Raw genomic sequence first — 17488 nt, 5'->3', positions numbered from 1 at the left:
GGCTATTTCTCCTCGTCCTCGTCCTCGTCGGGGTTTTCCGGCTCTTCTGGCATCATGGACGGCTCGTCCCCGCGCAGGGACTTCCACGTGTCGCCGAGGGCCCTGCCGCCCGATTTGGACAGCGCGGCCGCACCCAACAGGAAGGACGTGGCTGCGCCCAGGGTGGGCTCGGTCGGCGGGACCGCTTCGATATGAGCTTCGTGTCCGGTCCTCATCACGGTTTCCTCGTGTCCGGTCCTGGTTTCGCCGCTCTCGGTCTTTGCCTCGCCGGTCTCCGAGCGCTCCTGTTCCGGGCGGCCTTCCACGACCTTGTCGACGTACTCTGCCGCTTCCTCGGCCTCGTTCAGCGGGTCCTCTTCCGGTTCCTCCGGAACCTCGTCGTCGGCCACGCCGATGTCGTCGCGGTCCGGTTGGTCGGAGGTTTCGTTCCGGCTGCTGGGCTCGCGTTGCTCCGTGCGCGTCCAGCCCTCGCCCTCCTCGTACCTCGCCACGGTGTCGCCGTCCGAGGAGAACGGCTCTTGCCACGCGCCGCCGGTGGTGTCGCCGGGGTGCGCGCGCTGCAGTTCCGGGGCGGTGCTTCGGTCTTCGGGGCCGAGCCGAAGGTCGCCGGTTTTGTGGTCGTAGAAGCCTTCGTATCGGTCGCTTTCCCGGCCCCGGCTCTCGGTGGTCGGCTCCACCCGGGTTTCGGCGCCAGGCGCGAGCTTGGCCTCGGACCTGTCTCCCGCGACCGCTCGGGCACTCAGTTCCATCGTCGCGGGCGAGGCGACAGTCTGTTCCTGCGGACGGACAACCGGCATTTCGGCGGGCGTTCGCTGCGGAACTTCCGGCCGGGCTCCGGCAATTTCCGGACCGGTCTGGACCAACGGGATTTCCTGGGGCGCCGCCGGCTGCTCGACCCGGGATCCGCTCGCGGACGTGTCCCCGGCCATGCTGCGCGGGGCGAGTTCCCGTTCGCGCCCGAAGTCGTCCTGGTCCCGGGACTCCGCGTCACGCTCGGACGCCTGACGGTCGTCTTGATTCCGCTCGCCCTCCTGAGAGGATTCCGTCGGCTCACGACCGGGTTCCTGCTCCGCGGTGGCCGTCGGCGGTTGGTCGGTCCGGGATTCGGATGCCACCGAGTTCCACGGGCCGTCCCAGCGTGGGTCGTTCGGCTTCAGTTCCCGTTCTCGCTCGACGTTGTCAGGATCGTCGGCGTCGGTGTCCTCCTCGTCGCGACGGTCGTCCTCGTCGGCACGGCTGTCGTCGGCTTGCTCGGCGCGGCGATCATCTTCGTCGGCGTCGTGGCGGTCTGTTTCCTCGGCTTGGTCGGTGTTGTCGTCAGTTTCCTCGTTGCGTTGTTCGGTTTCGTCGGCGAGGTGGTTCGCTTCGTCGTTGTGGTCGTCTTCGTCCGGGTGGGCGGCTTCTTCGGTCGCTGCCTCGTCCTGACGGCTGTCGGGTTCTTCGGTGTGGTCGTCGGTGGCGGTCGCTCCTTCCGCGCCGTCCTCATCCTCGACGTCCTCCACGGGGCCGCTCTGCTGGTCCGAATCGTCCGCCGGGTCCGCTGCTGCCGGTGGGTTCTCCGCCGAGCCTTCCGGTTGCTGCTGGTCAGTGCCTGGCGAGTCCGTCGGTTCGTCCTCCACGGGGCCGCTCTGCTGGTCCGAATCGTCCGCCGGGTCCGCTGCTGCCGGTGGGTTTTCCGCCGAGCCTTCCGGTTGCTGCTGGTCAGTGCCTGGCGAGTCCGTCGGTTCGTCCTCCACGGGGCCGCTCTGCTGGTCCGAATCGTCCGCCGGGTCCGCTGCTGCCGGTGGGTTTTCCGCCGAGCCTTCCGGTTGCTGCTGGTCAGTGCCTGGCGAGTCCGTCGGTTCGTCCTCCACCGGGCCGCTCTGCTGGTCCGAATCGTCCGCCGGGTCCGCTGCTGCCGGTGGGTTTTCCGCCGAGCCTTCCGGTTGCTGCTGGTCAGTGCCTGGCGAGTCCGTCGGTTCGTCCTCCACCGGGCCGCTCTGCTGGTCCGAATCGTCCGCCGGGTCCGCTGCTGCCGGTGGGTTTTCCGCCGAGCCTTCCGGTTGCTGCTGGTCAGTGCCTGGCGAGTCCGTCGGTTCGTCCTCCACCGGGCCCGCCGGCTGGTCGTCCTCCGCCGGTTCCGGCGGTGGTTCCGGGGCTTCCGGTGCGTCGCTCGTCTCATTCATCCCTCAGCCCCTCGCTTCGTGTCCATCCGCAGCACCCGCGCCGCCGGGAACTTCAAGTTCAGGAATGCCGTTGCCGACTCGAAACGCGTCACCGCGTCCCGTGCGTTGCTCAGCCTGCTCGCCGCCTTATTGATCCGTGTCGGGGATACCGTGCCCAGCACCGTCGCGTCGTCGTTTCGCCACGTGTCCGGTCGCCGGCGCAACGATGCCAGCCGCTCCTCCGGTGTCGATCCCGGCAGCTCCAACCCGCGTGACGACGTGTCCACCGGCTCGCCCCGCTTCAATGCCACCAGGACGTCGTACCAGCGGTAACTTCCCGCCTGCCAGCGGACTTCCGTGCCGTCGCAGCCGGACGGCGCACCGGCCAGCGTCCGCCCGGCGCTCGATGCCAGGTGCGCGACGAACTCGTCCGCCGCGTTGTACTCCGTGATGCCCGCGTACCGGGCGTCCACCGCCGCCTGGATCCGGTGTGCCACCGCGCATTCCAGGGTCCGCTCGTCGTACGCCGTGTGCAGCGACGCGATCCAGCCCGGGTCCGGTTCGGGAGCACGGCGACCCGTGATGTGCGCGACCGTCAGCAGCTCCAGCCACAGCACCAGCTGTGGGTCCTCGTCCGCGCGGTACACCGCCCGGCCCAGCTCCCGCAACGTGCACGGCCGTTCCGCGCACAACTGTCCACACGCGACACTTCGCCGCGCGGCCAGCGCCGGCGTCTTCGACACGGCCGAAGCGTCCTCCAGTGACTCGCCCAGCGGCATCGACAGCCGCAGCGGGCGGTCCATGCCGTCGGTGAACACCGCCGCCCGGCCGGGTGGCAGCGTGACGACGTGCCGGGACTGGGCCTCGCTCAGGTTCATCGTCGCCCCGACCGCCAGCCGGTCGTCCTCCGCCGGCAGCCGGTGGAGGATCTTGCACGCCGTGTTCTTGATGACGTCCGGCACGATCTTGCCCGGGATCTGCTCGGCGACGACGATTCCCTCGCCGTACGCCCGGATCTCCGCCAGCAGCGACGTGAACAGCTCCACGGCGTGCTCGGTCGGGCTGCCCGGCTCCGCCCGCTTCAGCAGCCGATGCGCCTCCTCCAGCACCAGCACGTGCCGCAACCCCGGCGAACCCGCGCCGTGGTGGACGCGCAGGTGCTCGAACAGCCGGATCAGCACGGCGCCGATGAAGAACGCCTTGTCCATGTCCGAGCCGATGTCCTCGATCTCCAGCACGACGTTGCCGCGCAGCAGCGCCGCGACGTCGAGCGGGTGGCCGCCTTCGAAGAACCGGCCCGGCGTGCCGAGCCGCAGCGAGCCGATGCGGACGTCGACGAAGCCGCGGACGTTGTCGGCGACCTCCTTGCCGTAGCCGATGCCCTTGACGACTTCGATCGCCGTCGCTTGCAGGTCGCCCAGGCTCGGGTACTTCACCGGCTCGACGCGGCCGCGCACCTCGCCGGTCACCGGGTCCCAGCCCTGCTCGGTGTAGCACCTGGTCAGCGCCTGCGCGAGCACCTGCGGGAACGGCTCGTCCGCGTCGAACGCGGCCATGAACAACGCGCGGGTCAGATCCAGGTGCGTCTGCAGCGGGAAGCCCGCCACCGGTTCGAGGGGGTTCAGCCCCGCCGGGTACGCGTCGGGGTCGCCGGGCCGGATCACCGTGACCCGGCCTCCGGGCCCGATCCGGCCGGCCATCGCCGCGTACTCCGCCTTCGCGGGCTCGATCACCAGCCACGGCACGCCCGCCTCGTGCAGGCCGGCCAGCAGGTGCCGGACGGTCTGCGACTTGCCCGAACCCGTGGCGCCCGCGACGAACGTGTGCCGGTTGAGCGTGTCCAGCGCGACGGAGAACTCGCCGACCGGCTGGTCGGCGTCGTCGAGGACGGTGCCCAGCGGGACCTCGCCCTGCTGTTCCGGGGTGACGTCGAACAGGGGTGGCTCGGTCATCCGGATCCCCGGCAGCTCGCGCCGCGGCGGGCGGGCGATGGCCGCGACGAACTCGCCGGGCGCGGAGAAAGCGCCCGGCGCCTGCCAGGCCTCGGCGAACTTCGCGCACTCCGTGCCGGGCGTCAGCACGTACGGCAGCGTGTCGAGATCGCTGGCGCTGCAGAGCAGCGCGGCCGCCGCGCGGGCGCTCGGCTCGTCCGGGCCGCCGACCAGCACGTGCACCGTCCACAGCCCCGCCGACTGCGCCCGCGACAGCTCCCGGTACCGGCCTTCCGCCCGCAGCAGCGCGATGCGGTCCGGCTCGGAGTTCTCCCGCTGGCGCAGCCGCGGGATCGTCGTCTCGAGCCCGACGAGCTCGCGCTCCACGGCGTCGGCGCCCAGCGGCTCGGCGACGACGAGCCAGACGAACTCGCCGGGCAGGTGGGCGACGTAGTCGTCGAAGCCGCCGCGGCCCGGCGCTTCCGAACGGGACTGTGGCGTCCACAGTGGATCATGGCCACCCGCGCAGCGGGTCCACGCGGGCAGCGCCGCCCAGCGGTCGGCGACCTCGGCCGCCGGCACGGGCGTGCCGAGGCTGCCCGGCGGGTAGAGGATCGGCACCGGCCCGGCCGCCGGCCGCGCGACCGGCGAGTGCGGCCGTCCGCCGACCAGCACCCGCAGCGGCCGTGCCCCGCCCGTGCGGTCCCAGGCGACGGCGAACGCCGCGTCCGGGCCGTGGTGGCGCAGCCCGGCGTGGGCCGCGGTCAGCGCGGCGAACAGCTGGGCCGGGGCCCGGCCACCCGTCTCGTCGGGCCGGTCGGCGTTCGTCGCCAGGTCGTCGCCGCGCGGCACCGACAGCAGACGGTGAAAGCCGAACCCGTCGAGGGGCGACATCAGCGGGGCAGCGCGTCGCGGGCGACCCGGTCGAGCAGCACGATGCCGGGGTTGCAGTCGCCCATGACCACGCGCCGGCCGCCGGGGCCGGCTTCCACCAGCACGAACGCCGTCGGCGCCAGCGACTGCAGCGCGGTCGGCTCCACCTGGAACTCGTAGACGCGGGCCATCGTCTCGCCTTCGCTGCGCGAGATGCCTTCGGACTGGTTGACCGTTTCCTGCCAGTTCCGCTCGCGCGTGGTCGTGTTCGTGGTCGTGCGGCTCGACGAGGTGCCCATCGTGGACGAGCTGTTGCCGCCGCTGCCGCTGGTGTAGGAGCTGTTGGTGCCGAAGGTGTAGCCGCGGCTGTGCGACGTGCCGACCGAGCCGCCCTGGCTGGACGCCGTGCCGTGCGTGAACGTCTTGCCCATCTCTTCGGTCAGCTGGGACAGCACGAACTTGAAGCCGCGCCCGATGTACTCGGCGGCGGCCGCCGCCTCTTCGGCGTTGCCCAGCTGCATCAGCAGGCTGACGCTGCCCGCGCCGCCGAGCAGCTTCCGCAGGTCGTCGCGCAGGTGGCGGAGCAGGAAGACGAGCCGGACACCGGCCCGCCGGGCCTGCTGGGCCATGGCTTCGAGGGCTTCGAGCCCGATCTGGTCGGCGCCGGCGACGACCAGCACCTCCCGGCCGGTCGTGTCGCGGGTGTGCAGCTCCTGCAGGGCGCGGTGGAACACGACGTGGTCCAGGAACCGCTTGTGCCTGCCGATCTTGGTCCGGGTCGCGACGACGGACAGGCCACGCACCGGCCAGCTCGCGCGGAACCCGGTGGGCGCGGTGTCCTGCGCCTGCTCGGCTCGCGCCAGCCCGCGGATCTCGCCTTCGAGCGCGATGAGCTCGTTGCGGACTTGCTCGGTGTTGCCGACGGTGTCGACGTAGGAGTTCAGCTTGCGCAGCTCGTCGGCCGACAGTGTCTCGTCGGAGCCCGCGTCGTACACCCGGCGCAGCACCTGCAGCCCGGCGACCAGCTTGGTGAAGGTGACCGGCCCGCTCAGCCGCTCGGCGACCGTGGCCAGCAGGTCCGCGTGCAGGCCGCGCAGGTCGGCGCCCATCGCGGTCCGGTTCAGGTTGTGCATCGCCTCGGCGAGCACCTCGGCCAGCTCGTGCGGGTCGAGGTCGGCGAGCAGGCCGAACGCGCCGAGGTCGCGCGGCAGCTCGTGCACCGCGACCTCGTAGCCCTTGCCGGCCGCCGCGGTCGCCAGGTCGTCGCCCACGGCCATGTCGGTCAGGTCCAGCAGGAGCATCGACGCGCCGGCGGCCAGCTGGGCCGCGCCGCTGGTGGCGAGCAGGCTCGCCCAGCCGTCCTCGGTCCCGCCGAAGACGTCGATCCGGTTCGGCCGCGAACCGAGCTTCACCGGCTGCCACAGCATCGCGGAGCCGACGCGGTCGCGCTCGCGCCGGTCGTGCTCGGCGACGCGTTGCTGCCACGCGAAGTGCGCTTGCTTGTAGGACTCGAGCGCGCGGTTGTAGTGGGACTCGTAGCTGCGCTTCAGCACGGTGAACCGCCGCCGCGTCCGGAAGAAGTGGATCACCGCGAGGAGGACGCCGACGCCGAACACGACGCTCGCGAAGATCTCGGCGGCCAGCGGGACCTGCTTGGAGACGCTTTCCATCATCGCGTCGAGCATCACGACGAGCACGAAGGTGAGCGCGATCCAGCCGAGCAGCCCCAGCCAGGCGCGCTTGCTGCGCTTCTCCCGCAGCTGGTAGTCGTGGGGCGCGTAGACCTGCTCGGCAACCGGCGGGGTCGCCGCCTCCGGGCTGACGGTGACGGGCGCCGGGGGCGTGAACTCCCAGCCCCACGTCTCCCGCGACCCGAACAGCCGCTCCCACATTTCGGTCGTCCCGCCGACCACGACGTCCCGCCCCTGCACTGGCCCCTCCGGAGTCCGCCGTACGCCCGATTGCCGCACGATTGTGCCCCAGAACGCGCCCGGGAGTGACAGAGTTCCCCCGATCGTCCACATCCGGACAGTGACCGGGTGCTGCCAGATCAGACCTGGGTGGCCTGCCGGGCCGGCAGTTCCGGGCTGGCGCCCCAGGCCAGTTCGGTCACCACGCGCACCGCGGCGGGCACCGCGGCCTCGACCGCCGGGGACAGCCCGAGCCCACCGTCGAGGCACGCCGGTTCGCAGCTCAGCAGCAGCACGCGGCCCGCGTCGCCGCCCAGGAGACGCAGCAGGCGGAACACCGCGTCCGGGCGCAGGCCGTGCGTGTCGGTCGCCGACGCCGACGTCAGCTCCTCGGTCAGCGACAGCGTGCCCGGCGGGCGGCCGTGCGGGGTCGCGTCCAGGAGGATGGTGGTGTCGTAGCCGCCGGTCAGGTCGTACGCCAGGTGGACCGTCGCGATGTCGTAGTCGGCGATCTGCACCCAAGGCGGCAGGCCGGCCCGGTCGAGTTCCCGGAGCACTTCGACGCCGAAGCCGTCGTCCCGCAGGAAGACGTTGCCGATGCCCGCGACCAGGACCCGAGGCCTCATCCGTCCAGGCTAGAACTGTGAAGTGGATCACACAATAGTCAGAACTGGTGCTCCCGGTCGTCCTGGACGTGCTCCGCGCGGGCGAGCCACACTTCCGCCTCGTGGGCGGCGCCGCGCGACCGCAGCATCCTGGCCAGGCTGAGCATGCCCTGGACGTCACCCGTCTGAGCGGCCCGCCGGAACCACTGCTCGGCTTCGGCGAGGTCGTCCCGGTGCTCGGCGAGGTGTCCGAGGTTGGTGAGCGCCGGGACGCTGCCGTGCTCGGCGGCCTTGCGGTACCAGGCGGCGGCCTCACCTTCGTCGCCGCGGTTGCGGGCCAGGACGCCCAGGTTCGTCATCGCCGCCGGGTCGCCGCGCTCGGCGGCGTCGAGGTACCAGTTCTCGGCCTCTTCGAGGTCGCCTCGGCGGTGCAGCAGCAGCCCGAGCCGGACGATCGCCTCGACGTGCCCGCCGCTCGCGCCCTGGCGGTACCACGACTCGGCGTCGCCGGGACGGCCGAGGCGCTCGGCCTGCCTGCCGAGCTGGCAGGTGGCGGCGAGGTCGCCCGCCTGCACGGCGGACCGCCACCAGCGGGACGCTTCGGCGGCCTGGCCGCGGTCGCGGAGCACGATGCCGAGGTCGATCATCGCGCCGGTGATGCCCGCTTCGGCGGCCTGCCGCAGCCACGGCTCGGCCTCTTCGGTCCGGCCCTGCTCGCGCAGCAGGCGGCCGAGGGCGGCGATCGAGGGCAGGTCGCCGGTGTGGGCCGCCTCGCTGTACCAGTGCTGGGCGTCTTCGCGCTTGCCGCGCCGCTCGTAGGAGCGGGCCAGGTTCAGCATCCCGTGCGGCTCGCCGGCCAGCGCCGCTTCGTGGTACCAGCGCTCGGCTTCGTCGTGGGCGCCGCGTTCGGCCAGCAGGTGCGCCAGCGCGGTCATGGAGACGCGGTCGCCGCCCATGGCGGCCTTCCGGTACCACGACTCGGCCTCGGCGAGCTCCCCGCGCTCTCGCATCGCCAGCCCCATCCGGGCCATGGCGACGACGTTGCCGCCCTCGGCGGCCTTGCGCTGGAAGAACTCGTCGAACTTCTTGAGCCGACCGGGCATCGGCTGCTCCCTCCGGCTGGTCCTGCTCCGGTAGTCGCAGTTGCTCGGCTTGATGTGACAGCTGCGCCGTGGGTGGGCGAGATCACATTCGCGCCAGGTCGTCGTGTCGGCGCGGTTTTCCCGGGCCGGTGGAGGTGACACTACGCCGCGCGCACGCGCAGGTGAGAGGAGAAAATCTTGGCGGCCCGCGGCTTTCGGCTCAGCGTGACGCAGCGAATCCTGCTGGTAGTCGCGATCCTGGCGGTCGCCCTCTTCGGGTACTGGGTGACCAGCCGCGGCGCGGGCGCGACCCCGCCGTCGCCGGCACCGGTTCCGGCCAGTGCGGCCGACGCGCGGAAGCAGCTCGACGAGCTGACCGTCGCCCCGCGGACGTCGATGGACGGCTACTCGCGCGAGAAGTTCCCGCACTGGGACAGCCAGGGCGGCGGCTGCGACACGCGCGAGGTCGTGCTCAAGCGCGACGGCAAGGACGTGCGCACCGACAAGGACTGCCGGCCCGTTTCCGGCACGTGGACCAGCGTCTACGACGACGAGACGTGGACCAAGCCGACCGACGTGGACATCGACCACATGGTCCCGCTCGGCCAGGCGTGGGCGAGCGGCGCGAAGACGTGGACGACCGAGAAGCGCGAGCAGTTCGCCAACGACCTGACGCGCCCGCAGCTGTTCGCCGTCACCGACAACGTCAACCAGCAGAAGAGCGACAAGGCGCCCGATCAGTGGAAGCCGCCGCTGGTGTCGTTCTGGTGCACCTACGCGACCGACTGGATCGTCGTGAAGCACTACTACGGGCTCACCGTGACGCAGGCCGAGAAGACCGCCTTGACCGACATGCTGGGCCGCTGCTGAGCTGAGCGGTATGACGACGTTCGCGCTCATCCACGGAGGCGGCGGCAGCGGCTGGGACTTCCACCTGCTGGTACCCGAGCTGGCCGCACGCGGCCACGACGCGGTCGCGCCGGACCTGCCGATCACCGACCCGGCGGCGGGGCTGGATTCCTTCGCCGAGACGGTGCTGGACGCGCTGGGCGACCGCACGGACGTCGCCGTCGTCGGCCATTCGTACGGCGGGTTCACCGCGCCGCTCGTCGCGGCGAAGGTGCGGGCGCGGCTGCTGGTGTACCTGGCCGGGATGATCCCGGCGCCGGGGGAGCCGCCGGGGCAGTGGTGGGGCAACACCGGGTTCGCGTCGCCGGCCGGGCTGAACGACCTCGAGACGTACTTCAACGACGTTCCGCCCGAGCTGGCGCGGGAGTGCCAGGCGCGCGGGCGCGAGCAGGCCAGCAGGGAAGGCGGCGAGCCGTGGCCGCTGCCGGCCCACCCGGACGTCCCGACGCGCGTGCTGCTGTGCCGCGACGACCGGTTCTTCACCCGGGACTTCCAGCGGCGGGTGGCCCGCGAGCGGCTCGGGCTGGAGCCGGACGAGATCGACGGCTCGCACTGCGTCGCGCTGAGCCGTCCGGCCGAACTGGCCGACCGCTTGATCAGCTACCTGTAGCGCCCGCTTGGTCCGTTCGGGTACCAGCCTCGGCTAAAGGTCTAGACCTATTGACGGAGTGGTCCAGGCCACTTAACGTTTGCGCCAGCGGTGATCCCGCGCCTCCACCCCGGTCCCCACCATGGAGGTTCCGTCATGCGTCTCGCCAGGTTCCTCGCCCCGGCGGTGCTGGCCGCCGGTCTGGTGGTCGCGCCCGCCCCGGCGGCGTCCGCGGCCACGCTGCCCGCCTGCCAGCACTTCTACCCCGGCCCCATCCCGGACCGCCCGGTCACCGGCGGCCAGGGCCCCGGCACGCTGGTCGGCGCCGTCGACGTCAGCACCCGCCTGCCCGCACCCGGCTCGGTCAGCGGCGGTCTCGGCGCCGACGGCAAGGTCACCTTCACCTTCGCCAGGGTCGCCGGCGCGAAGGCGTACCGCGCGTTCCGCAACGGCCAGGCCCTGCAGTGGATCAGCGACTGGGGCCAGCCGACGCTCACGGTGACCGACGCGAGCCCGTGCCAGAACGCGAACTACCAGCTCTACGCCATGACGGCCGAGGACAACTCACCCGGCTCGCTCGGCCAGATCTCGACCGCGTACCGCCTCGACGCCGGGAACCGGCTCGCGCCCTACCGCATCCCGGCGGGCACCACGCTGAACTACCGCGTCACGTCGTACAACGACGTCGCGCAGACGGCGCTCGGGTACTCCGCCGGGCCGGGCTTCTGCGCGGTGGACGCCCGGATCATCCCGTGGGGCACCCGGTTTTCGGTGCCCGGCTACGGCGAGTGCTACGCGGCGGACATCGGCAGCTGGATCAAGGACGACATCGTCGACGTCTGGCTGCCGGGATCGCAGGCCGACGCCTGGGGCGTCCAGCGGCTGACCCTGACCGTGCACTAGACCTCCCGCCCGCGGAAGGCCGTCGCGGGCCTCCTCGCCGACGTCCCCAAACGCCCCGGCAAGGAGGTCCGCGCGGCGGCGGTCACCAGCGGTCGAGGTGCAGGACTTCGTCGAGGGGTTGCCGCGCCGCGGGCTTGAACGTGTCGCCCGTGTAGAACGCCGTCGGGATCAGGGCCGCCTGGTGCACGTTCGGCGGCAGCCCGAGCACCTCGGCCGCCTCCTGCTCGTACTTGAGGTGCAGCGTCGTCCACGCCGTGCCCAGCGTCACCGAGCGGGCCGCCAGCATGTAGCTCCACACCGCCGGCAGCAGGGACGCCCACAGCCCCGCCTGGTTGCCCGGCGGCAGTTCCGCCGACGGCGTCTCCAGGCACGGCACGACCAGCACCGGGACGTCACCCATCCGGTCCGCCAGGTACTCGACGCTGCTGCCGACCCGCCGCTGCACGGCCGAGCGCGCCGGGTCGTCGGCGAAGAGCTTGCCCGCCGCCCGGTCCGACGCCAGGTATTCGTGGCACGCCCGGCTGTAGATCCGGCCGAGCGCCGCGCGCTGGCCGGCGTCGGTGATCACCAGCCACTGCCAGCGCTGGGTGTTCGAGCCGCTCGGCGCCTGCAACGCCACCTGGAGGCAGTGCTTCACCAGGTCGAGGGGCACGTGCCGGTCCAGGTCGAGCCGCTTGCGCACGGTCCGGGTCGTGGTCAGCAGCTCTTCGGGGGTCATCATGGCGGCCTACCAGCGGTCGTGGACGAGGGGGCGGACCAGGTCGTCGTACGTCTCGCGCACGCCCGCCAGCGCCTCGGGCGGCAGCGGCGGAAGCGCGGCCGCCGCGGTGTTCGCCGTCGCCTGGCCGGGGTTGCGCGCACCCGGGATAACGGTGCTGACACCGGGCTGGTCGATGATCCACCGCAACGCGAACTGCGCCAGCGTCTGACCGGGTGGCACGAGCCCGCGCAGCCGCTCGACGGCCTCCAGCCCGACCTCGAACGGCACGCCCGAGAACGTCTCGCCGACGTCGAACGCTTCGCCGTGCCGGTTGAAGTTCCGGTGGTCGTTCTCGGCGAACTTCGTGTCCGCGGTGTACCGGCCCGACAGCAGGCCCGACGCCAGCGGGACGCGCGCGATGATGCCGGCGCCCGCCTCGGCCGCGGCCGGCAGGACGCGCTCGAGCGGCTTGAGCCGCAGGCAGTTCAGGATGATCTGGACGGACGCCACGTTCGGCCGGGCCAACGCCGTCAGCGCCTCTTCGCACGTCTCGACACTGACGCCGTACGCCTTGATGCGCCCTTCGTCGACCATCGCGTCGAGGGCGTCGTACACCGCGTCGGAGGAGTACACCGGCGTCGGCGGGCAGTGCAGCTGGACCAGGTCGAGCGTGTCGACGCCCAGGTTGCGGCGCGACCGGTCGTTCCACTCGCGGAAGTTCGCCGCGACGTAGTTCTCCGGCACCTGCTCGACGAGGCGGCCCATCTTGGTCGCGACGAACACACCGCCGCGCTCGGCCAGGAACCGGCCGACCAGCTGCTCGCTGCGGCCGTCGCCGTAGACGTCGGCGGTGTCGAAGAACGTCACGCCGGCGTCGGCGGCCGCGTGCAGCACCGCCAAGGCGTCCTTCTCGTCGACTTCGCCCCAGTCCGCACCCAGCTGCCAGCAGCCGAGCCCGACGACGGACACTTCGCGGCCCAGCCGGGCGATCTTCCGGTTCTCCATGCCGCGATCCAAGCACACGCGGCCGCCTATGATCGGCCGTCATGGCCATGACGTCGGGTCCGGACGGGCTCGGGACCCGGATGCGGCACGTCCTCGAGATCTTCGAGACCGACGTGGCGCGGTTCCTCGCCGACATCGGCCTCGACGGCTACCGCCCCCGCTACTCGCCGGTCGTGCGGGCGCTGCTCGCGCGCGGCCCGCTGGCCATCCGCGACCTCGCGGCGGAGCTGGGCGTGACGCACTCGGCGGCCAGCCAGACCGTCGCGCAGATGAGCCGCGCCGGCCTGGTCCGGCTCGAACCCGGCGCCGACGCCCGGCGGCGGATCGTGTCGCTCACCGCGAAGACCCGCGAGCTGCTCCCGCTGATCGAAGCGGAGTGGACGGCGACGACCGAGGCGGCGGAGGCCCTGGAAGCCGAGCTGCCGTACCCGCTGCGCGGCGTGCTGGACGCGATCGTGGCGGCGCTGGAGCGGAAGCCGTTCCGGCAGCGGATCGGCGAGACCGCCGCGGCGCGCGAGCTGCTGGACCCCTGATCAGGCGCCGGGGATGCGGAAGACGGCCCAGACGACCTTGCCACCGGGACGGCGTTCGAAGCCCCAGTCCTCGGACAACGCCTGCACCAGGACGAGCCCGCGGCTGCGGGCCTGCGCCGGCGCCGGCGCCCGCAGCTCCGGCAGCCGGCTGCTGGTGTCGTGCACCCGCAGCGTCAGCAGCCCGTCGGCGTAGGCCAGCTCCAGGCGCTGCGGGCGGTCACCGTGTTCGAAGGCGTTCGTCACCAGCTCCGACGTGGCCAGCAGGACGTCGTCGAGCTGCGTCTCGAGCAGGCCGAAACCGAGCAGGACGGAGCGGACCTCGTGCCGCGCGCGGGCCGGGGCGGTGACGTCGGCCGGGAGGAACACCGTCAGCGGCGCGGCGGGCACGGCCGTGCGCTGCGGCAGGTTCGACGTCGTCAATGGTCCCCCTCCCAGAGAGTCCGGTACCGTCCGCGAGGTACCCAAGCGGCTGAGCGGCTAATCAGGTGCCGTCAGCCAGCTCGGATTCGTCCAGGCCCGAACGCAGCTTCTTCAACGTCGCGGCCAGCAACCGCGACACCTGCATCTGGGACACCCCGACGCGGCGCGCGATGTCCGACTGGCTCATCCCCGACCCGAACCGCAGCGCGACGATCTTGCGCTCCCGCTCCGGGAGGCTCTCCAGCATCGGGCGCAGCGCTTCGCGCAGCTCGGCCTGCCCCAGCTCGGCGTCCGGCGCCCCGAACCGCGTGTGCGCCGCGTTCTCCAGCAGGTGGTCCAGCGATGCCCCGTAGCGGCCCTGACCGGCGCGAAGACCCTCGTAGACGTCTTCGATCGGCACGCCGAGGCGCGCGGCGATCTCACTCGGCTTCGGCGCCCGCGAAAGCTGCACGGTGAGCTCCTCGCGCGCGGCGGAGATGTTCGCGTTCAGCTCCTTGAGCCGCCGCGGGACCCGCACCGACCAGCTGTTGTCGCGGAAGTGGTGGCGCAGTTCACCCGAAATGGTGGGAACGGCGAAGGCGAGGAAGTCGGTGCCCTGGGTGGGGTCGAACCGGTCGACGGCGTGGATGAGCCCGACCGTGGCGATCTGGACCAGGTCCTCCATCGCCTCGTCCCGGTTGCGGAACTTCCGGGCCAGGTTGCGCGCCAGCTCCAGGTGGGCACGCACGAGCGTGTCCCGGATGCGCTCCCGTTCCGGGGAGTCCGCCGGCAGCGCGGCGAGTTGGGTGAACAGCGCACCGACGTCGAGGTCGTTCCCGCTGCTCCCGGCGGGATCGTTCACGAGTCCGCCGCCTGGCTCTCCCGGACGAGGTCGACCCGCGACAGGTAGCCGCCGTTCTCCGGGGTGACCGTGCGCTCGGCCGACGTCGCCAGCGCGGTCAGCAGCTGCCACGACAGGCCCGTGTCGTCCTCGTGGTCGGGGGTGTCCGAAAGCACCGAAACCGAGACCTCGATGCGCGGCCCGCTCCAGGAGAAGACGCAGGTGAGGCGGCCGTCCGAGCTGGCGGGGAGCAGCAGCGAGCAGGCTTCGTCCACCGCCATCCGGAGGTCCTCGACGGCGTCGAGGTCGAAGTCCTGGCGCATGGCGATGTCCGCCACGATCGTGCGCAGCGTCGGCACGACGTGCGGGATCGCGGCCGTCCGCACCTCGATGACCTGCGCGCCTTCCGGGACCAGCGGGGCGTTGTCCTCCACGTTTGTTCCTTTCTCCGGCTCGCGCTCCAGGTGTTCGGCGGTGTCCTCTTCACGCCCGGTCGCGAGATGCCCGTGGGGTGAGCAAACCAAACCCGGGTTTGATCCGCTCCACCGGCGGGCATGTAGCGGTCGACATGGGAGATGCTGGGAAAGGCAGGGACGACATGGCTGACGTGAGCCGGCTGCCCAACGTGGTTGCTGAAGAGTGGGAATGGCAGCTGCGCGGTTCGTGCCGGGGTGCGGACAGCAGCCTTTTCTTCCACACGGACAACGAGCGTGGTTCGGCGCGGGAGCGGCGCGAGTCGCGCGCCAAGGCGATCTGCCAGACCTGCCCGGTCCTGGCGCAGTGCCGCAAGCACGCGATGACCGTGCAGGAGCCCTACGGCATCTGGGGCGGGCTCGGGGAGATCGAACGGCGGCAGCTGTTCCTGCGCCAGCGCCGCGCGGCGCGCAAGGCGATGAGCGCGCACTGAGCAGGCAGGATCGGATCGTACGTGAGCAGCAGGCGGGAAACGGAGGCGGCCGTGGCGGGCTCGGCCGCTTCCTGGGTTAGGGTTGGCCCCGGAGTTGCCTTGACCGTGCCCGGCGCCAGCATCGGGAAGGCACGGTGACACGGTTGCCGCTTGAGACAACAGGCGCGTACCCGGCGCAGGAGCAGCGCCTGACGAGGAGAAACTGCATGCCCGCAGCCGACCAGAACGCCACCCCGCCCGGGTTCGGCATCACGCTGGACACCGACGCGACGGAGCCCCGGGTGGTGGTCACCGGCGAGCTCGACCTGCTGACCAGCCCGCAGCTGCAGGAGGCCCTGGCGGGGCTGATCGCGGACAAGCGCGCGCAGCGGGTCGTGGCCGATCTGACCGGGGTGACCTTCTTCGATTCCTCCGCCCTGAACGTCGTGCTGCGCGCACAACGCCAGGCCGGCGAGCAGAACGTCGAGCTCGAGGTCGTGCCGAGTCCCGCGGTGAGCCGCGTGATCGAGCTCACCGGCGTTGCCGAGCACCTGAGCGTGTCGGAGGACCCCCAAGCCTGACCGCCCGCTACGGTTCCGCGGACTGGTCTTCGGTTCGCGGAGCATGGGGGCGGCACGATGATGGGGCGGACGCACGCCCTGACCGGCTGGTGCGCGGGCTTGGCCCTGGCGCCCGCGGTCGGGGCGGGTTCGGTGCACCAGGCGGTGGTGTTCGCGGCGACGACGGCGGGGTTCGCCCTGCTGCCCGACCTCGACCACCCCGGTGCGAGTGCGTCCCGCCTTCTCGGCTGGCTGACGGGCGCCTTGTCCTGGTTGCTGCGCCGCGTCTCCGCGGCCGTCTACGCCCTGACGAAGGGGCCGCGCGACGAGAAGGTGACCGGCAAGCACCGCCACCTCTCCCACACCGTGCTGTTCGCGGCCGGCCTGGGCGCGCTCACGTCGTGGGGTTGCGCCGAGGGTGGTCCGTGGGCCGTGGTCGGCGTCGTGATCTTCGGGCTGATGCTGGCGGAAGGCGCGCTGGGCGACTGGCTCCTGCCGGTCAGCGGCGCGGCGGTGGCGTGGTGGTTCTTCACGGCCCCGCCGGACCGCGCGGGCGAGCTGGCCGCCATTTCGGGCTGGCTCGGCGTGGCGGTCGCGGCGGGCTGCCTGACGCACTGCCTCGGCGACGCGCTCACCGAGGCGGGCTGCCCGTTCCTGTTCCCGGTCCCGATCGCGGGCGAGACGTGGTACGAGCTGCGCCCGCCCCGGTTCCTGCGGTTCCGCACGGGCAAGAAGGTCGAGAAGCGGCTGGTCTTCCCGGTGTTCGTGGTGCTCGGCGTGCTGCTGGTGCCCGGGGTGTGGGACTACACGGTGAGCACGGTCGAGCGGTTGTTCATTCCGCCGGCGTCCCAGCAGGCGACAACGCCTTGAGCCGCTGTGCCGCCGCGGCGGTGTCGGTGTAGTCGCGGGAGTAGGCGATCCGGCCGTTCTCGACCGTCATGACCAGCACGTACGACGAGACGAACGGCTCACCACGCGTCTCGCCGTGCAGGTCGAACTCGGCCACCAGCACCGTGGGGTCGCCGGTCTCGTGGACGACGACGTTGGCCGCTCCGGTGAGGCGGCGGACCTGCCCGGCCGCGCGGAACCGGCGGCGCAGTTCTTCCCGGCCGTGCGTCAGCCGGGGGACACCCGGCAGGGTGAACGGCATTTCGATCGTGACGTCTTCGGCGTACAGGTCGGCCAGGTCGTCCCAGCGGTTTTCGACCGAGGCCGCGAGGAACTCGTCGAACACCGCACGCGCGAACCGCGAAGCCGCCGCCACGTTCGGGTAGTCGCGGTAGGCGGTGATCTCGCCGTCCGAGACCGTGAGGATGCCCACGGAGGACGGGAACTCGAACGACGGGCCCGCGACCACCAGTTCCACCACGAACCCCGAGTCCGCCGGAGTGGTCGTGACCCGCGCTCGCGTCAGGCCGGCCGCCCGCGCCCGGTCCCCGGCGGCGTCGAGCGAAGCGAGGATCGCTTCGCGGCCTTCGATCCGCCGGCCTTGGAACGGCAGCTCGTACACGGCGTCGACAGCGAGGATGCCGGCGAACGGCGTGGTGTCGAAAGTGGACATTCCCTCGCGGACCAGGGCGGCGATTTCGGGCACGGTGCGTGGCATCGGAATTCTCCT

The 17488-nt window shown here is 71.9% G+C and carries 18 protein-coding genes; 7 read left to right on the top strand and 11 right to left on the bottom strand.

Translation table 11 applies throughout. The features are described from left to right. Positions 1 to 2: 2 nt before the first annotated feature. The 5 genes from BT341_RS44105 to BT341_RS04520 form a co-directional block, all read right to left on the bottom strand. Positions 3 to 2165, bottom strand: a complete 2163-nt coding sequence (locus BT341_RS44105; RefSeq protein WP_072475059.1) for a midas domain-containing protein — start codon at positions 2163 to 2165, stop codon at positions 3 to 5. After that, positions 2162 to 4969 carry an ATP-binding protein gene (locus BT341_RS04535; RefSeq protein WP_072475058.1) on the bottom strand — a complete coding sequence of 936 codons (2808 nt, stop codon included), beginning with the start codon at positions 4967 to 4969 and terminating at the stop codon, positions 2162 to 2164. The genes BT341_RS44105 and BT341_RS04535 overlap by 4 nt, the downstream gene beginning before the upstream one ends. Next, positions 4969 to 6879: a hypothetical protein gene (locus BT341_RS04530; protein WP_084742753.1), complete on the bottom strand. Its 1911-nt coding sequence runs from the start codon at positions 6877 to 6879 to the stop codon at positions 4969 to 4971. The genes BT341_RS04535 and BT341_RS04530 overlap by 1 nt, the downstream gene beginning before the upstream one ends. Positions 6880 to 6998: 119 nt before the next feature. Further along, positions 6999 to 7484, bottom strand: coding sequence for a hydrogenase maturation protease (locus tag BT341_RS04525; protein ID WP_072475057.1), 486 nt, complete (start codon positions 7482 to 7484; stop codon positions 6999 to 7001). Positions 7485 to 7522: 38 nt separating this feature from the next. Beyond that, positions 7523 to 8566, bottom strand: a complete 1044-nt coding sequence (locus tag BT341_RS04520; protein WP_072475056.1) for a tetratricopeptide repeat protein — start codon at positions 8564 to 8566, stop codon at positions 7523 to 7525. A gap of 177 nt (positions 8567 to 8743) precedes the next feature. Here BT341_RS04520 and BT341_RS04515 point away from each other — a divergent pair, with 177 nt between their 5' ends. The 3 genes from BT341_RS04515 to BT341_RS04505 all read left to right on the top strand — a co-directional run bounded on the left by BT341_RS04515 (position 8744) and on the right by BT341_RS04505 (position 10946). Beyond that, a complete protein-coding gene (locus BT341_RS04515; RefSeq protein ID WP_072475055.1) occupies positions 8744 to 9415 on the top strand; it encodes an HNH endonuclease family protein in 672 nt (223 codons plus the stop codon). Positions 9416 to 9425: 10 nt separating this feature from the next. Then, positions 9426 to 10064: an alpha/beta fold hydrolase gene (locus BT341_RS04510; RefSeq protein ID WP_072475054.1), complete on the top strand. Its 639-nt coding sequence runs from the start codon at positions 9426 to 9428 to the stop codon at positions 10062 to 10064. A gap of 135 nt (positions 10065 to 10199) precedes the next feature. Then, complete coding sequence (locus tag BT341_RS04505; RefSeq protein ID WP_072475053.1) at positions 10200 to 10946, top strand: 3D domain-containing protein; 747 nt, start codon at positions 10200 to 10202, stop codon at positions 10944 to 10946. Positions 10947 to 11028: 82 nt separating this feature from the next. On the opposite strand, the gene BT341_RS04500 is transcribed toward BT341_RS04505, so the two are convergent. After that, positions 11029 to 11664: a nitroreductase family protein gene (locus BT341_RS04500; RefSeq protein WP_425426297.1), complete on the bottom strand. Its 636-nt coding sequence runs from the start codon at positions 11662 to 11664 to the stop codon at positions 11029 to 11031. Positions 11665 to 11673: 9 nt separating this feature from the next. Next, positions 11674 to 12651 (bottom strand): aldo/keto reductase, encoded by a 978-nt coding sequence (locus BT341_RS04495; protein ID WP_072475051.1) that lies wholly within the window; start codon positions 12649 to 12651, stop codon positions 11674 to 11676. Positions 12652 to 12692: 41 nt separating this feature from the next. On the opposite strand from BT341_RS04495, the gene BT341_RS04490 reads away from it, so the two are divergent. Beyond that, the gene (locus BT341_RS04490) at positions 12693 to 13184 is read left to right on the top strand and encodes a MarR family winged helix-turn-helix transcriptional regulator (RefSeq protein WP_072475050.1); all 492 of its coding nucleotides are present in this window, start codon (positions 12693 to 12695) and stop codon (positions 13182 to 13184) included. Here the strand turns inward: BT341_RS04490 and BT341_RS04485 are convergent, their stop codons facing one another. The 3 genes from BT341_RS04485 to BT341_RS04475 all read right to left on the bottom strand — a co-directional run bounded on the left by BT341_RS04485 (position 13185) and on the right by BT341_RS04475 (position 14858). Beyond that, positions 13185 to 13604, bottom strand: coding sequence for an ATP-binding protein (locus tag BT341_RS04485; protein WP_072475049.1), 420 nt, complete (start codon positions 13602 to 13604; stop codon positions 13185 to 13187). It lies immediately after the preceding gene. A gap of 61 nt (positions 13605 to 13665) precedes the next feature. Continuing rightward, positions 13666 to 14445 carry a SigB/SigF/SigG family RNA polymerase sigma factor gene (locus BT341_RS04480; RefSeq protein ID WP_072475048.1) on the bottom strand — a complete coding sequence of 260 codons (780 nt, stop codon included), beginning with the start codon at positions 14443 to 14445 and terminating at the stop codon, positions 13666 to 13668. Then, positions 14442 to 14858: an ATP-binding protein gene (locus BT341_RS04475; RefSeq protein ID WP_072475047.1), complete on the bottom strand. Its 417-nt coding sequence runs from the start codon at positions 14856 to 14858 to the stop codon at positions 14442 to 14444. The genes BT341_RS04480 and BT341_RS04475 overlap by 4 nt, the downstream gene beginning before the upstream one ends. Before the next feature lie 164 nt (positions 14859 to 15022). Between BT341_RS04475 and BT341_RS04470 the strand changes: the two genes are divergently transcribed. From BT341_RS04470 to BT341_RS04460, 3 genes are all read left to right on the top strand, one after another. Further along, positions 15023 to 15331: a WhiB family transcriptional regulator gene (locus BT341_RS04470; RefSeq protein WP_072475046.1), complete on the top strand. Its 309-nt coding sequence runs from the start codon at positions 15023 to 15025 to the stop codon at positions 15329 to 15331. A 206-nt stretch (positions 15332 to 15537) separates the two neighbouring features. Then, positions 15538 to 15891, top strand: a complete 354-nt coding sequence (locus BT341_RS04465) for an STAS domain-containing protein (RefSeq protein ID WP_072475045.1) — start codon at positions 15538 to 15540, stop codon at positions 15889 to 15891. A 60-nt stretch (positions 15892 to 15951) separates the two neighbouring features. Continuing rightward, positions 15952 to 16740, top strand: coding sequence for a metal-dependent hydrolase (locus BT341_RS04460; protein ID WP_072475044.1), 789 nt, complete (start codon positions 15952 to 15954; stop codon positions 16738 to 16740). Here the strand turns inward: BT341_RS04460 and BT341_RS04455 are convergent. Then, positions 16703 to 17476: a nuclear transport factor 2 family protein gene (locus BT341_RS04455; protein WP_072475043.1), complete on the bottom strand. Its 774-nt coding sequence runs from the start codon at positions 17474 to 17476 to the stop codon at positions 16703 to 16705. The two genes, BT341_RS04460 and BT341_RS04455, sit on opposite strands and share 38 nt — an antisense overlap. Positions 17477 to 17488 lie beyond the last annotated feature (12 nt).

It is taken from the genome of Amycolatopsis australiensis, assembly GCF_900119165.1.
In the GTDB taxonomy this organism is placed as follows: domain Bacteria; phylum Actinomycetota; class Actinomycetes; order Mycobacteriales; family Pseudonocardiaceae; genus Amycolatopsis; species Amycolatopsis australiensis.
Note: the sequence above shows the minus strand (reverse complement) of the source record. Positions and strands in the feature narration are given on the sequence as shown.

Excerpts from the sequence above, each read along its gene's own strand:
- BT341_RS04500 (WP_425426297.1), bottom strand. The coding sequence starts at position 11,664 with ATGACCCCCGAAGAGCTGCTGACCACGACCCGGACCGTGCGCAAGCGG.
- BT341_RS04455 (WP_072475043.1), bottom strand. The coding sequence starts at position 17,476 with ATGCCACGCACCGTGCCCGAAATCGCCGCCCTGGTCCGCGAGGGAATG.
- BT341_RS04505 (WP_072475053.1), top strand. The coding sequence starts at position 10,200 with ATGCGTCTCGCCAGGTTCCTCGCCCCGGCGGTGCTGGCCGCCGGTCTG.
- BT341_RS04465 (WP_072475045.1), top strand. The coding sequence starts at position 15,538 with ATGCCCGCAGCCGACCAGAACGCCACCCCGCCCGGGTTCGGCATCACG.
- BT341_RS04470 (WP_072475046.1), top strand. The coding sequence starts at position 15,023 with ATGGCTGACGTGAGCCGGCTGCCCAACGTGGTTGCTGAAGAGTGGGAA.
- BT341_RS04495 (WP_072475051.1), bottom strand. The coding sequence starts at position 12,651 with ATGGAGAACCGGAAGATCGCCCGGCTGGGCCGCGAAGTGTCCGTCGTC.
- BT341_RS04460 (WP_072475044.1), top strand. The coding sequence starts at position 15,952 with ATGGGGCGGACGCACGCCCTGACCGGCTGGTGCGCGGGCTTGGCCCTG.
- BT341_RS44105 (WP_072475059.1), bottom strand. The coding sequence starts at position 2,165 with ATGAATGAGACGAGCGACGCACCGGAAGCCCCGGAACCACCGCCGGAA.
- BT341_RS04490 (WP_072475050.1), top strand. The coding sequence starts at position 12,693 with ATGGCCATGACGTCGGGTCCGGACGGGCTCGGGACCCGGATGCGGCAC.
- BT341_RS04520 (WP_072475056.1), bottom strand. The coding sequence starts at position 8,566 with ATGCCCGGTCGGCTCAAGAAGTTCGACGAGTTCTTCCAGCGCAAGGCC.
- BT341_RS04525 (WP_072475057.1), bottom strand. The coding sequence starts at position 7,484 with ATGAGGCCTCGGGTCCTGGTCGCGGGCATCGGCAACGTCTTCCTGCGG.
- BT341_RS04535 (WP_072475058.1), bottom strand. The coding sequence starts at position 4,969 with ATGTCGCCCCTCGACGGGTTCGGCTTTCACCGTCTGCTGTCGGTGCCG.
- BT341_RS04510 (WP_072475054.1), top strand. The coding sequence starts at position 9,426 with ATGACGACGTTCGCGCTCATCCACGGAGGCGGCGGCAGCGGCTGGGAC.